Raw genomic sequence first — 13,496 nt, forward strand, 5'->3', positions numbered from 1 at the left:
TAACTTGTAACACTCATTTTTCTCTTGTCATAAAGATAAGAAAGAGAGGAGTGTGAACTATGGTTAATGTAGAGCCAATTATAATTGATAACTATACGTTCATTGCTGTTAGCGTAAAACTTCCAAAGACAAATTTGCTAGCTGTAATGAGCGATAAAGGATATATTATGTGCGGTGCTTTAGATGTAGGTCTTCTAAATGAGAAGTTAGGTGATCGAGGAATTATTGCTGGCCGTGCGGTTGGTGTAAGAACGATTGAACAACTTCTTGAAGCACCGCTGGAATCAGTAACGACTGGAGCCGAAGCTTTAGGTATTCCGGTAGGCACAATCGGAAAAGATGCACTATTAAAAATGAGATAAGCATATATCGTCCCTCTTTCTTGCATAGAAATAATATAAGAAGGAGGGTTTTCTTATGGGCATATTTCGTTCGAAAAATTCGCGGTTTCGAAGGGGACCGATTTCCTTTCGGTATATACTGCTTATTTCATTTATTCTTTTTATCGTAATGGTAGTTCAAGGTTTATGGATTGTAAATAAAAGTATTCAGCCAACGTTAATTAAATATGGGGAAACAGAGACTCATAAAATGGCAACAGCAGTTATGACGAAAGCGGTAAAAGACCGAATTAATGAAGGGTTTGATGTAGATTCATTAATGAAAGTGCAAACGGATAGGAACGGGAAAGTATCTACAATTGATTTAAATACAAAACAAGTAAATGAAATATTAACATCGACTACTGCATACATAGAAAAATATTTACAACAAGTAGAAAAAGGGGATACGAAAGCACTTGGTATTTTTGAAGAGAATGGGGTATCTATGTCAGTTCCTTTTGGGCGCATAACTGATAATGCGCTTCTTGGTAATATAGGACCGGATATTCCGATTAATTTTACGCCAATTGGTCATGTGAATACGGATATTAAACAATTAGTTGAGCCGCAAGGAATTAATAATACGGCGATCAAAATTATTATGGAAGTGGAAGTGACGTTACAAGTTATGATTCCGTTACGCACGAAAGAAATTAAGGTGAAGCAAAACATTCCGATTGCGACGCGCATCGTTCAAGGTGAAGTGCCTACTTATTACGGAAGCGGGGGAGTTGTTGTACCAGATAAAAAGAAAACGGATAATTAGTCAGTAGTGTTCTATTGATTTATATTTATAAAAATAACCGTAGCAATTCGCTACGGTTATCGTTTTGTATTTGCTCGTTCTTTTCGTTCCCAAAGGCTTAAATGCATGTATGGATCGAAAGCCCATTCTGTATAGCCATTGTCTTTATACATGCCGAAATGTAAGTGGGGCGGGAATTTTCCAGCTGTACCAGGAGGACCGTAGCCGGTACTACCGACAAATCCGATTACTTTTCCTGGTTCGACAATTTGTCCGAGCTGTATTTCTTTAGAGAACCCGCCTAAATGAGCGTAATAGTGGTAATTATTATGAAGGTCACGAATACCAATGCGCCATCCACCAAGACGATTCCATCCTTTTGTTTCAATAACGCCATAGCAAGTTGATCGTACTGGTACGCCATATCCAGCGAAAATATCGGTTCCTTCATGAATCCTCCTGCCGCCAAAGCTTCTACCAGCACCGAAAGTACTACGATAGCTATGGTCACTGCGAATCGGGAGAGGGAAAGCATTGCCTTCTAAATTAATGCGTCCATAATGTTTATAAATTCGGGCGTATTCTGTAATTAATTCAACTGTTTTTGCACGTCTATAATATTCCCAAAGCATAATGTTAATACGGTCTTCCGACGTTCCTTGTTTCTTTAAAATGGTTGCTGCTGTCTGCAGAAGATCACGGTCGTTATTTGCATTTGCAAATCCATCTTTGTCACCATCTAAACCCATTCCGCCAAATAGAGAAATTGTATGGGGGAGAGTATCATTACTATTAACAGGTCCAGCCCATATTTCAGGTTTGAAATAAAGGGAAATGATGGCATCTGGTTTTTTCGGAATATCTTTTCTTACGCTCCGTATGTTTCTTTCGTATTGATCCATTGCGGCTAAGTAATACCACGGAATACCGGAAGATTGCTCAGTTTCTTTATATAGTGCCATGCGCTTTTCATATATGCTTTGCTGATTATCTTCACCGTAAGCGATGTTTTGGTGGAGAAGAAAGCAAATCGAAAGCAAAAGAGAAATTTTTCGAAGCATGAAATAGACTCCTTTCACAACATCACTCTTTTTAGTGTGGGATATACGGAGTATTTCATTATAGGGAACGATTGGAAAAAATCTTAGAATCTTCATTTGAGCAAATCGCTTTCATACGTTAGAATAGATATGTTACATTGAAAGAAGCGAACACGGTAAACTATTTCATATTGTGCGGAGTTGATAACCATGACAAAACAAACAGAGTATAAGCGCAAGCCCGAATGGTTGAAAATTAAGTTAAACACGAATGAAAACTATACAGGCTTAAAGAAAATGATGCGTTCTAAGAATCTTCATACAGTTTGTGAAGAGGCGAAATGTCCGAATATTCATGAATGCTGGGCTGTAAGGAAAACAGCAACATTTATGATCTTAGGTGCGGTTTGTACACGTGCTTGTCGTTTTTGTGCGGTTAAAACAGGCTTACCAACTGAGCTTGATTTACAAGAGCCAGAACGCGTAGCAGATTCTGTAGTACAAATGGGCTTAAAGCACGTTGTTATAACAGCGGTTGCACGTGATGATTTAAAGGACGGCGGAGCAGCTGTTTTTGCTGAAACAGTACGCGCTGTACGTCGTGAAAATCCATTCACGTCTATCGAAGTATTACCATCTGATATGGGTGGGGTAGAAGAAAACTTAAAAATGTTAATGGATGCAAAACCAGATATTTTGAACCATAACATTGAAACAGTACGTCGATTATCTAACCGAGTTCGCGCTAGAGCAAAATATGACCGTTCATTAGAGTTTTTACGTCGAGCAAAAGAAATGCAGCCTGATATTCCAACTAAATCGAGCATTATGCTGGGCTTAGGTGAAACGAGAGAAGATTTAATTGAAGCAATGGATGACTTACGTGCAAACAATGTGGATATTTTAACTCTTGGACAATACCTACAACCATCTAAGAAGCATTTACCAGTTATTAAATATTACCCACCAGCAGAATTTGCAGAGCTAAAAGAAATTGCACTTAGCAAAGGATTTAGCCACTGTGAAGCTGGCCCACTTGTACGTTCTTCTTATCATGCGGACGAGCAAGTACGTTCTGCAAAAGAAAAAGTAGCAGAAGCGAAATAATGAAAAAAGAGAGCTAATCATTAGCTCTCTTTTTTCTTATACTCTAAAACTTTATTTTGACATGTGGATAAAATCTTTTTTAATTCCTCTGTGGATAATTCAATTGTAAATTCAGGTACACCAGGTGTAATTAAAATTTTATCGTAAGTATAAATTGAACTGTCCACAATAATCGTTACATCTTGTGAATAACCGAAAGGAGCTACACATCCAGGAGTGCAACCAGTCTCTTCTCTTAGCTCATTAGGAGAACAGAGAGATAAGCTCTCTCCTGTTATTTCCTTCATCTCTCCTCGGTTGAGGCGAGTGCCTTCTAACGTAAAGAATACGTAATGCTCCCCGGATTTTGATTTTAAAAATAAGCTTTTACTTGGAGTGCCTTGCAAACCAAGTCTTTCACGAACGATACGATCTGTTTCATAGTCAAGTACTGGTTCGTGTTCAAATTTTTCATAAGAAGCATTTGTTTTATGTAGTAAAGAAAGTACGTCTTCGTACATATTGAATGATACCCCTCTCTATGTTTACTGCAGTTCTACCATATCTCCTCGCGGTGTCAACTGAATGTATTGGAAAGGGATATTACTTGGATGGCGCTTCCCATAATCGTTTTATGATAGATTGTTCATCAAGTGTAATTTCATAAATATCAGGATTCGTTAAAGTTTTCCATTCATGAAAGCCGATCGTACGATCAAAGTGCTTTAAAATGAGCGTAAGTAAGTTTCCATGTGTAACGAGTAGTGTTGTAGTATGGTTTGACTTTAAAACGTCTTGGATAAGCGATATAGCACGGTCCGTTGCTTGTTTTGTTGACTCTCCGCCTAAAAAGGCAATATCTATGTTTGTAAAAGTAGATTCTAGTTTTTGCATCCAATCATCCATCGGAACGTTGCTTAATATACGTTCAGCTAATCGTTCATCCTCTTCGATAGATAGGTTAGCTTGAATCGCATAGGGCCGAATGGAATCGATAGCTCGGACAAATGGGCTCGAAATAATATAATCTATTTGTAGCTGATTTTCTAAGAGGAATGTAGCAAGGGTGTTAGCTTGATCTTTTCCGGCAAACGTTAATTCGGCATCACGTTTTTGTCCAGTTGCGGAACAATGTCGTATTACAATAATTTTCTTCATAATTCATCCCCATCTTTCAAGTTGACGCTATATACTTCGACAAATGTGGAAAAAATTCCTTTTTATTGGAAACGGAATAGTGATCTAATTATGTGGAAAAGTAATGTGGATAAATGAACATTTGAGGTGTAATGATGAAAAAAATGATATGTATTATATTCGGTCTTTGTTTTTTTATACACTTGTCCACAACATATGCAGAATCGAATACAAAATTAAACTATCCAAGCAATCGAAATAAATCATTTGTGAGTGAGGATGTGTTTTATGAACAGTTAGATAAGAAAATTTATAAAGAATATGAAAATGCAGCGTATAGCGTTCGTAAAAAAGTTTCATTTAAAGAAGTGGCTGATGAGGAATTTATTTTTAGGCAAAAAACAAATGCCGACTGTCACAGTAAAATGACGATGGACGATTCTTTCGTTCACCCTGATCGCCAAGTGTACTTTTTTGCTTCTTTTACTCAAAATGAGGTAGAAGAGTTTCATAAGTACATCGTCATAGATGCGGAAACAAAGAGGGAACTACAAGGGGGAAAAAGCTATCATCATTATGACAATCCATATAAAAAATAACCCACCAACTGGTGGGTTATTTTTTACTCTGGCACACTTACTAATTTCTCTTTCATTTTACGAATAAGAATGAAACCACCAATCGCGAAGAGAAGAGTAATTCCTTCTGCTACAAAGATGTTAATCATTTTTGTTTGGTAAAGTGCTGCGAAAAAGTCTACAAGTGCGTGGAATAGTATAGCGTATACGAGGAAGATGTATTTCTTTTGTTTTACCGCGTATACGACAAGCATTGTGAAGGCAATTTGCAGAACGAGTGCCATAATTCTTTCTAAGCTACCAAGTAAGTATAAATAAGCAGGTTGTTCTATTAACATATCCTTTACAAGATTTAATTGTGGTAGTTTTTCTGCCATTTGAGCGAAGCTACCATTGTTAATAGCATTAGCGAATATAAGTGTCTGCAATGCAGAGAATCCGCCAACTAAAATGGATTCAATCCCGCCATGACCAATTCCATAAGCGAAGCCATCTTTATATTCTAGATATTTTTTTAGTAGGAAGAAGAAGGCAATGAAGCGTCCTAATTCTTCAAAAATACCAGCAGTTAGTCCGCCATAAATTGCAAAGACATACGGATTTTCTAAAAATGGAGCGATTGCTGGATTACCACGTATAAATAGGTGGAACGGTGTTTCGAGAATTTGGGTAAATCCAATAAAGATAAGAACACCAACGCCGACCACTTTCCAATTAATATTATATTTTTTACGGAAATAAACGAGTACAATAATTGGGACCAGAACCGAAACAACGAGTTGAAATATGATGCTGGCAATTACAGTATTTGAAACCATACTTTCACCGCTTTCTAATATATGTACATATCTATTATGCATGAAATATGGGAGAGATGAAACTTTTAGAGATAAATGAATTTACTTATTGACTCTAACGTTGCGTCATACTTTATCGTATGTATTAAGGGGGAGATACGCATGACAATGAGGGTAAAAGAAGTAGCTAATCTAGTTGGGATTAGTGTGCGCACACTGCATCATTACGATGAAATTGGGTTGTTAACCCCAGATGAGACGACAGAGTCTGGATATCGTCTGTATTCCAATGAAAATTTAGAGACACTGCAGCAAATTTTATTTTTTAAAGAGCTAGGCTTCCCTTTGAAGAAGATTAAAGAAATTATCATGAGTCCATCATTTGATCATGAAGAAGCGCTACAGCTTCATAAGAAAATGCTTCTTGAAAAGCGTGCCAGGTTAGATAAGGTGATAGCGACGATTAATAAAACAATTCAGCATACAAAAGGAGAGATTGAAATGACGAATAAAGAGAAATTTGAAGGCTTCGATTTCAGCCATAATCCGTACGAAGAAGAAGCACGTGAACGATGGGGAGATGAGGCTGTAGATAAAGCGAATAAAACAGCGAAGGGGATGTCTAAAGAGAAACAGGAGGAGTTTAATAATATTTACAGAAATCTAGCAACAATTCGAAATGGAGCACCTGATTCTAAAGAGGCGCAATCCGCAATCGAGGTATGGTACGATTACTTGCAAAACTTCGGTGAATATTCATTAGAGGCCTTTAAGGGACTCGGTCAAATGTATGTTGCTGATGAGCGTTTTACGAAAAATATTGATAAGTTTGGTGAAGGTTTAGCGCAGTTTATGTGTGATGCGATGGAGGTTTATGCGGATCGTAAGAAATAGTAAAAAGGTGGAGGTTTTCTCCACCTTTTTATTTTTTAATCATATCATTCAAAGTTTGATCCCCCGTATTGTTCAAATGAGGATTATCGCTCATTTCACGTTTTAACATATCAAGACTTTGTTCATATTCTTTATCGTTTAAGCTACCAGATTGAAGACCTTGAATTTGAGAAATCAACTTTTGGTTTGTTGATACATATGCTTTATAATAGCGAGGAACGATGGACAAAGCAGTTTTATATACTTGATCTGTTACGAGTTTTGGATCCGTTGTGTTTGCACGGTATACAACGAACACTTCGTCGTCGGTAACGAGTGTAGCGGCATTGGTGACGTCAGGAAGTTTGACTGTCATGCTTGTAATCATTTCAGCGACTTTCTCACGGTTAATGGCGCCTACTTGTTTGTTAGATACTTCATGTTTTTGTTTAGATGAATAGCCCACCCTTGTGAGCCGTGTATTTGTATTTTCCGTATGATACATGTCGTTTTTGTTGGAAACAAGAACACGACTTCCTTCTTCACGCTCCATTTCGGCTTTATTAGTTGATTGGCAGCCTGCAAATAAGGAAAGAGTGAGAAGAGAGAGTATAATTTGTTTTTTCACGATGTAGCACCTCCTTCTCCATAGCATGCACTAATTTTCAATTTTTTGTATTTGAAATTGTTGGTTGTTATGCTTTGTGATACGATAAAAAGAAGAATGCTTAGAGAGGAAGTTCATAATGGAGCAAAAGCAAGAGATTCATACTACGGTGAGCGTTAATAATGTTCAGTACGAAGTAATTAAAAACTTTCGTGACGGTTTTAGTGAAGAAGCACTTAAAGAGCGCTATGCAGAAATTTTAAATAAATATGATTATATCGTTGGAGACTGGGGTTATGAGCAACTTAGATTGCGCGGATTCTTTGATGATAGTAATCAACGTTCGACATATGATACGAAAATTAGTACTTTATCAGAGTATTTATACGAGTACTGTAACTTCGGTTGTGCACACTTTGTATTACGAAAAGTGAAGAAATGAAAAAATCCTCTTACGATTGTAAGAGGATTTTTTTTATATTCGCTCACAAACAAATCGAAATATGATCGCCTTCAGAAAGTATTGCGTTTGGTTTCATTTGTTGTCCGTTCAATTGGATATGCCCATTTTTAATTTTATCCACAATGATAGTGCGGCTCCAATCTGAAATATATGTGGATAACACTTTATCAATCCTGTGGGAACCGAAAACTATGTCTAATACGATCGTTATTTCGGCTATGCCGTTTTCTTTATGTTGCGTAATGGAAATGGTAGTAGTTGTTTCTGTTTGATCCTGCTTGGTCATATCGACTGTTTCAACGTGATCAGTAAATGCTTTATAAATACGAAGTTTTTGATTCCACGTATGATCTTTCGGACATTTATAAATGGCAAAGCGGTATATATTTTTTCCGTTGGCGTTATGCCTACGAATATTCGTGTCAGTAAATAGGGTAGTGCGTCTGCAATTTTTACAATACTTTTCGATTGTGTTTTGCTCATTTTCATATAAACTCCAAGAAAGTTGTGCTTTTTGCATTTTCCTTCACCTCTTATAGTAGTGGTAAAAGGAACGTAATACAGTTATTTGGATGTCTTGCAGTATGAAGACATGATAAAAAGACAAAAATAAAAGGAGCTTCCCTTAGGAAGCTCCGTAAACATCATACTACAGATGCGTTACGCTCCTTTGTAATGGGAATGGGCAGACTACTCCCTTGAAAAAGCGTGGTGCTTTTTTGAGAGTAATGCTATCCAATTGCTGGTCCACTACAAAGTAAATGTTGGCATACGTAGATAACGTCCTTTCCATCCAAATAGATTTGTTCATAAGTATAACACGTAAGATTGAAAATTCAAAATATAAATTGTAAAAAAACACCAGCTAACATAGCTGGTGCACCAGATAAATTATATAAGTTCAAATAAAAATGAGCGTAATTCTTCTGCATTTTCTTCAGACATCGAAAATGCATGCTCTAAGTAGCCTTGTTCGTTTAAATCGTCAGGACCAATGATAGCAAATTTGTTGCTTTGCATATCAAGGACTATCGTTTTACCGTAATGACGATCGGAGTATAAAAGCGCTAAATCATGACGCTCATTTTCCCCCAAAAAGCTAACGAAACGAGTTCTTGTAGCGACTGTATCGTCGTACAGAAAGAAACGTTCTTCCATACACATGGCTCCTTTATTAAATATCTAAGTTTAAGTGTGGTTTATGATCTAAATGGTGATGCGTTTTAATGAAACGTACTGTTCTTGTTTTGTAACGCATTACGATAGAATATGTTTCAGCTAAATCTCCGCCAAGGAATTTCACGCCGTCTAATAATTCACCAGCAGATACACCTGTTGCTGAGAAGATTGCATCATCACCAGATACTAAGTCATCTAACATAAGAAGTTGACGAGGATCTTCTAATCCCATTTCACGACAACGAGCTTCTTCTTCTTCGTTCATTGGAACTAAGCGCGCTTGCATTTCACCTTCAAGGCATTTTAATGCTGCTGCAGAAATAACGCCTTCTGGAGCTCCGCCAACACCTACGAATAAGTCGATACCTGTTCCAGGTAAAGCTGTAGCGATTGATGCACCAACATCTCCATCACCAAATAGTTTTACGCGTGCACCTTTTGCACGAACACGGTCAATAATATCTTGATGACGTTCACGTTCTTGGATGATAACCGTTAGGTCACGAATTTTTTTATTGTTTGCTTCTGCTACAATATCAATTGTTTTTTCAATTGGATCATCTAAGCTAATTTTACCAGCTGCTTTTGGACCAACCGCGATTTTTTCCATGTACATATCCGGAGCATGAAGAAGGTTTCCTTTATCTGCGATTGCGATAACTGCCATTGCATTTGCAAGGCCTTTCGCAACGATGTTTGTACCTTCTAATGGGTCAACGGCGATATCTACTTCTGGACCGTTACCTGTTCCTAGTTCTTCACCAATATACAACATCGGTGCTTCATCAAGTTCTCCTTCACCAATTACAACTGTACCTGCCATGTTTACTGAATCGAACATATCACGCATAGCTGTAGTTGCTGCATCATCTGCTTCGTTTTTCTTTCCGCGGCCCATCCACTGTGCGGATGCTAAGGCTGCTGCTTCTGTTACACGGACAATTTCTAGTGCGAGTTCACGTTCCAAGGTTGCATTCCTCCAATTTCAAAAATCATACAAATATAACTATAACAAATAACGAGGAAAAGGTGAATTCGAAAAATTGTCGATTTTTTCAGAAGAAAGCGTTACAATTAAAATGTAAATGCTTTAATTTCCAGGTAGGTGACATTCATGTACTTCGTAGACAGAAAGAAAATAGAACAAATGCTAGTATGTTTAGAACGAGCAACAAATACATTTCAAGAGAAAAAGACATATGAAACCGAGTTTGAATTTTACGCATTAGAGCGCATGGCGCATCTTATTATCGATTGTATATTAGATGTAGGGAATGCGATGATTGATGGATTTATTATGCGCGATCCAGGAAGTTACGAAGATATTATTGATATTTTAATGGACGAGAGAGTTATAAGTGGAGAAGAGGGAGCGCATATTAAAGAAATTATTCTTCTTCGAAAAATGCTTACGCAAGATTATATTCAAATGAATCATGATGAATTATATAAGACGATTCAAAAACATATCGCCGTGGTAGAGAAATACCCAGCGAATATTCACAGTTATTTAGAAAAGGAATTAGGACCTGTATCTGCATTTGTACCAGAATAATTGTGCTTATAAGATCCCCGGGAATTCCTTTGGGGATCTTATATTGTATAGGAGAAAGAAAAGGGAGAAGGGTGAGCTATGGGGGAAGCACGTACTACGAGAGAAGAGATTGTACAATTACTGAAGATAAAAGGAGAGCATACTGTAGCAGAATTAGCCGAAGCTTTAGAAATTACAGAGATGGCGATTCGTCGACATTTAAGTAAACTAGAAAATGATGAGCTAATTTATTCAAAGATGGTAAGACAGCATGTCGGACGACCAACATATTTGTATGGATTAAGTCAAAAGGGAGAAGATACATTCCCGAAAGAATATAAGCAATTTGCTATTGATATGCTAGAAGATTTGGCTCGAATGGGCGATGAAAAAATGCTGCGTCACGTCTTGCAAGCGAGAACGAAACGAATGGAAGAACAGTTGCAAAAGAGGATAAGTAATCAAAGTAATTTAGCGTATAAAGTTCAAGAAGTAGCTGCTATGCAAGAGAGAAACGGTTATATGGTTCAAATAAAGCGAGATGGGGAGCATTCTTTCATATTTGAAAAGCAAAACTGTCCGTTAAAGGAAGTTGCAGAGAGATTCCCGCAAGTGTGTGAAGATGAAAAAGATATGTATAAGCGGTTATTTGCAGATGCAAATGTGAAGACGTTAGCAAACATGTGCGTGGGCGATTGTAATTGTTCGTACCAAATAAAAGAGAAAAAATGAACGTTATGGGACGCTTTAAGGTAAAGCGTTTTTTTCTTTTGAAAAAGGGGTTAATATAAGAGTGGTATGATAGATGAGAACGTTAGCATAGAAGGAGAGACAAACAGATGTATAAAGGCTATTTAATTGACTTAGACGGTACAATGTATCGCGGTGAAGAGCAAATTGAAGAAGCAAGCGACTTCGTAAAAGCGTTAGGAGAGCGCGGTATTCCATATTTATTCGTTACAAATAACTCAACTCGTAAACCAGAACAAGTTGCAGAAAAGCTTGTTCGTTTCGATATTCCAGCGAAAGCGGAGCAAGTATTCACAACGAGTATGGCTACAGCGAACTTTATTTATGAGCGCAAACAAGATGCAACTGTATATATGATTGGTGAAGAGGGCTTACATGCTGCTCTTGTGGAAAAAGGATTTGAAATTGTGGATGAAAATCCTGATTTCGTCGTTGTTGGATTAGATCGTGATATCACATATGAAAAATTAGCAAAAGCTTGCCTTGCTGTGCGTAACGGTGCAACGTTTATTTCAACAAATGGGGATATCGCAATTCCAACTGAGCGCGGATTATTACCAGGTAACGGTTCATTAACATCAGTTGTTGCAGTATCAACAGGTGTGGATCCAATCTTTATTGGTAAACCAGAATCAATCATTATGGAACAAGCGTTAAAAGTGCTTGGCATAGGAAAGGAAGAAGCTTTAATGGTTGGGGATAACTACGATACAGATATTTTAGCGGGGATAAATGCTAGTATGCATACCCTTCTTGTCCACACTGGAGTAACAACTGTGGACAAGTTAACAGAATATGAAGTACAACCGACGCAAGTTGTGCACAACTTGACGGAGTGGATTGAGAAGATGTAATGAAAGGCAGGTAACCGGAAGAGGTTGCCTGTTTTTTTATGCATAATTGCATATGTACTGTAGTTATATAAAATGTAGAATTTATATGTATTGATATAAAAAGGGAGGGAATAAGAGTGTACTGGATGTCATGCATTATGTTTGTTTTTACATTATGTGTTTTGTTCTTTGTTCTATGGAAGATATATATAATAAATGCAATGAAAAAAAGCGCGGGAAAACTTATTGCAACATATCCTCGGGTGAAACGGCGTTGGATTGCATTACTTGGACCGGCGTATTTCATCGGGCAATGTATGTATATATATGCTCAATACGTAAGTGGCGATATTGATACAGTTGAACAGTTTCTCGTTCAGTCAGGTAGTTATGCTGTAGCAAGTTGTTTTATGACTTTAATAGCTATCCATCTTATTAAAAGTGTACAAATATATGAAAAAGGTGTAATAGACGGATTGAACTTTTATTCATACGAAGAATTAAAAGGCTATAAAACATCAACATGGGAAAATCCAAAAGAAAATATATTTTTATATCGCGGGCGAGAAAAAATGAATGATAATGTGAATTTACTTATTAGACAGGAAGATATGAATGAATTAGAAAGCATTCTTCAAAGATATATTCCGAAATTGATGATGAAATAAAAACTCCGGTTGTTATAACCGGAGTTTTTTTATTAAAACGCACGATTCACAACGTCTTTAACTTCTTCAAGATATTGTTTACGCACACTGTCATCCACAGAAGGAACACTCGTATAGAATGTATGCTCAAGTGTTTCAATGCCTGTAAATTCAAAAATACCAGCATCAGTTGTTTTTTTCATTGCATCAAACATACCGCCTGCTGTGTATACTTCTTTCGAATTTCCCATCGTAGATAATAACAATCCTTTTTTACTGCTTAATAACTTTTCAATACCATTCTCACCGTAAGCATAAGCGAAGCCGTGGCTAAATACACGGTCAACGTATCCTTTTAAAATAGCAGGAAGACCCGCCCACCAAACTGGGTAAATGAATGTAATACTATCAGCCCAAGAGATATGCTTTTGTTCTTCTTTAATATCTTCTGGTGTGTTTCCTTGGGAAAATGAGATGAAATCGGAAGCACCTAATACTGGATTGAAGTTTAATTCGTATAAATCACGAACGCGTACTTCATGACCTTTTCCTTCTAATTCACTTTTTACAGTTTCTAAAATTGCATGGTTGAAGCTTTCTGTATTCGGGTGTGCATAAACGATCACATGTTTCATTGTTCTTCCTCCTAATTGTGGATATGTGAATAGTTTTTATATATTCGTGTAATTATTATGGTTACTTCCGTTGCGAGAGTCAACTTTTCTGACGTGAGAAATAAAGTGAAATTTTAATAGGTGGGGGGTGTCCATCCCGCACTGATTATTTGCTCACACTAATCGGGCACTTACTGCCGGTTAATATAAATGTTAGCATGTGACAAAAA

General features: G+C 37.1%; 19 protein-coding genes. 10 read left to right on the forward strand and 9 right to left on the reverse strand.

Features of this window, described 5'->3' with window-relative positions; translation table 11 throughout:
• Positions 1 to 59: 59 nt before the first annotated feature.
• Both MR066_RS16340 and yunB read left to right on the forward strand, forming a co-directional pair.
• Positions 60 to 362, forward strand: a complete 303-nt coding sequence (locus MR066_RS16340; protein WP_002015926.1) for a YunC family protein — start codon at positions 60 to 62, stop codon at positions 360 to 362.
• A 55-nt stretch (positions 363 to 417) separates the two neighbouring features.
• Positions 418 to 1,149, forward strand: a complete 732-nt coding sequence (gene yunB / locus MR066_RS16345) for a sporulation protein YunB (RefSeq protein ID WP_088040371.1) — start codon at positions 418 to 420, stop codon at positions 1,147 to 1,149.
• Positions 1,150 to 1,205: 56 nt separating this feature from the next.
• Here the strand turns inward: yunB and MR066_RS16350 are convergent, their stop codons facing one another.
• Positions 1,206 to 2,189 carry a M23 family metallopeptidase gene (locus MR066_RS16350; protein ID WP_088040370.1) on the reverse strand — a complete coding sequence of 328 codons (984 nt, stop codon included), beginning with the start codon at positions 2,187 to 2,189 and terminating at the stop codon, positions 1,206 to 1,208.
• 189 nt (positions 2,190 to 2,378) lie between these two features.
• On the opposite strand from MR066_RS16350, the gene lipA reads away from it, so the two are divergent.
• A complete protein-coding gene (gene lipA, locus MR066_RS16355) occupies positions 2,379 to 3,275 on the forward strand; it encodes a lipoyl synthase (protein WP_002015922.1) in 897 nt (298 codons plus the stop codon).
• A 20-nt stretch (positions 3,276 to 3,295) separates the two neighbouring features.
• On the opposite strand, the gene MR066_RS16360 is transcribed toward lipA, so the two are convergent.
• Both MR066_RS16360 and MR066_RS16365 read right to left on the reverse strand, forming a co-directional pair.
• A complete protein-coding gene (locus MR066_RS16360; RefSeq protein WP_002034581.1) occupies positions 3,296 to 3,775 on the reverse strand; it encodes a YbaK/EbsC family protein in 480 nt (159 codons plus the stop codon).
• An 82-nt stretch (positions 3,776 to 3,857) separates the two neighbouring features.
• Positions 3,858 to 4,412: a histidine phosphatase family protein gene (locus tag MR066_RS16365; protein WP_242247742.1), complete on the reverse strand. Its 555-nt coding sequence runs from the start codon at positions 4,410 to 4,412 to the stop codon at positions 3,858 to 3,860.
• Between the two features lie 134 nt (positions 4,413 to 4,546).
• On the opposite strand from MR066_RS16365, the gene MR066_RS16370 reads away from it, so the two are divergent.
• A complete protein-coding gene (locus MR066_RS16370) occupies positions 4,547 to 4,990 on the forward strand; it encodes a hypothetical protein (RefSeq protein ID WP_242247746.1) in 444 nt (147 codons plus the stop codon).
• 23 nt (positions 4,991 to 5,013) lie between these two features.
• Here MR066_RS16370 and MR066_RS16375 read toward each other — a convergent pair whose 3' ends face one another.
• Positions 5,014 to 5,829 (reverse strand): YhfC family intramembrane metalloprotease, encoded by an 816-nt coding sequence (locus MR066_RS16375; protein WP_242247747.1) that lies wholly within the window; start codon positions 5,827 to 5,829, stop codon positions 5,014 to 5,016.
• Positions 5,830 to 5,928: 99 nt separating this feature from the next.
• Between MR066_RS16375 and MR066_RS16380 the strand changes: the two genes are divergently transcribed.
• The gene (locus tag MR066_RS16380; protein ID WP_061673664.1) at positions 5,929 to 6,660 is read left to right on the forward strand and encodes a MerR family transcriptional regulator; all 732 of its coding nucleotides are present in this window, start codon (positions 5,929 to 5,931) and stop codon (positions 6,658 to 6,660) included.
• Between the two features lie 28 nt (positions 6,661 to 6,688).
• Here MR066_RS16380 and MR066_RS16385 read toward each other — a convergent pair whose 3' ends face one another.
• Positions 6,689 to 7,267, reverse strand: coding sequence for a YhcN/YlaJ family sporulation lipoprotein (locus MR066_RS16385; RefSeq protein ID WP_002015915.1), 579 nt, complete (start codon positions 7,265 to 7,267; stop codon positions 6,689 to 6,691).
• 118 nt (positions 7,268 to 7,385) lie between these two features.
• Between MR066_RS16385 and MR066_RS16390 the strand changes: the two genes are divergently transcribed.
• Positions 7,386 to 7,688, forward strand: coding sequence for a YutD family protein (locus tag MR066_RS16390; protein ID WP_002015914.1), 303 nt, complete (start codon positions 7,386 to 7,388; stop codon positions 7,686 to 7,688).
• Between the two features lie 43 nt (positions 7,689 to 7,731).
• Here MR066_RS16390 and MR066_RS16395 read toward each other — a convergent pair whose 3' ends face one another.
• From MR066_RS16395 to glpX, 3 genes are all read right to left on the reverse strand, one after another.
• Positions 7,732 to 8,229, reverse strand: coding sequence for a cytoplasmic protein (locus MR066_RS16395; protein WP_242247748.1), 498 nt, complete (start codon positions 8,227 to 8,229; stop codon positions 7,732 to 7,734).
• 371 nt (positions 8,230 to 8,600) lie between these two features.
• Positions 8,601 to 8,867 carry a DUF3055 domain-containing protein gene (locus MR066_RS16400; RefSeq protein WP_002015912.1) on the reverse strand — a complete coding sequence of 89 codons (267 nt, stop codon included), beginning with the start codon at positions 8,865 to 8,867 and terminating at the stop codon, positions 8,601 to 8,603.
• Between the two features lie 16 nt (positions 8,868 to 8,883).
• Positions 8,884 to 9,855: a class II fructose-bisphosphatase gene (gene glpX, locus MR066_RS16405; RefSeq protein WP_002015911.1), complete on the reverse strand. Its 972-nt coding sequence runs from the start codon at positions 9,853 to 9,855 to the stop codon at positions 8,884 to 8,886.
• 147 nt (positions 9,856 to 10,002) lie between these two features.
• On the opposite strand from glpX, the gene MR066_RS16410 reads away from it, so the two are divergent.
• The 4 genes from MR066_RS16410 (at position 10,003) to MR066_RS16425 (ending at position 12,673) form a co-directional block, all read left to right on the forward strand.
• The gene (locus MR066_RS16410) at positions 10,003 to 10,443 is read left to right on the forward strand and encodes a DUF86 domain-containing protein (protein ID WP_002015910.1); all 441 of its coding nucleotides are present in this window, start codon (positions 10,003 to 10,005) and stop codon (positions 10,441 to 10,443) included.
• A 78-nt stretch (positions 10,444 to 10,521) separates the two neighbouring features.
• Entirely contained in the window at positions 10,522 to 11,154 is a 633-nt protein-coding gene (locus tag MR066_RS16415) for a helix-turn-helix transcriptional regulator (RefSeq protein WP_242247749.1), read from the forward strand.
• Positions 11,155 to 11,261: 107 nt separating this feature from the next.
• Positions 11,262 to 12,026, forward strand: coding sequence for a TIGR01457 family HAD-type hydrolase (locus MR066_RS16420; protein ID WP_061673662.1), 765 nt, complete (start codon positions 11,262 to 11,264; stop codon positions 12,024 to 12,026).
• A 116-nt stretch (positions 12,027 to 12,142) separates the two neighbouring features.
• A complete protein-coding gene (locus MR066_RS16425) occupies positions 12,143 to 12,673 on the forward strand; it encodes an iron ABC transporter substrate-binding protein (RefSeq protein WP_242247750.1) in 531 nt (176 codons plus the stop codon).
• A gap of 32 nt (positions 12,674 to 12,705) precedes the next feature.
• Here the strand turns inward: MR066_RS16425 and MR066_RS16430 are convergent, their stop codons facing one another.
• Positions 12,706 to 13,287, reverse strand: a complete 582-nt coding sequence (locus tag MR066_RS16430; protein ID WP_002129727.1) for an NAD(P)H-dependent oxidoreductase — start codon at positions 13,285 to 13,287, stop codon at positions 12,706 to 12,708.
• Positions 13,288 to 13,496 lie beyond the last annotated feature (209 nt).

It is taken from the genome of Bacillus cereus group sp. BfR-BA-01523, from assembly GCF_022662615.1.
Classification (GTDB): Bacteria; Bacillota; Bacilli; order Bacillales; family Bacillaceae_G; genus Bacillus_A; species Bacillus_A mycoides.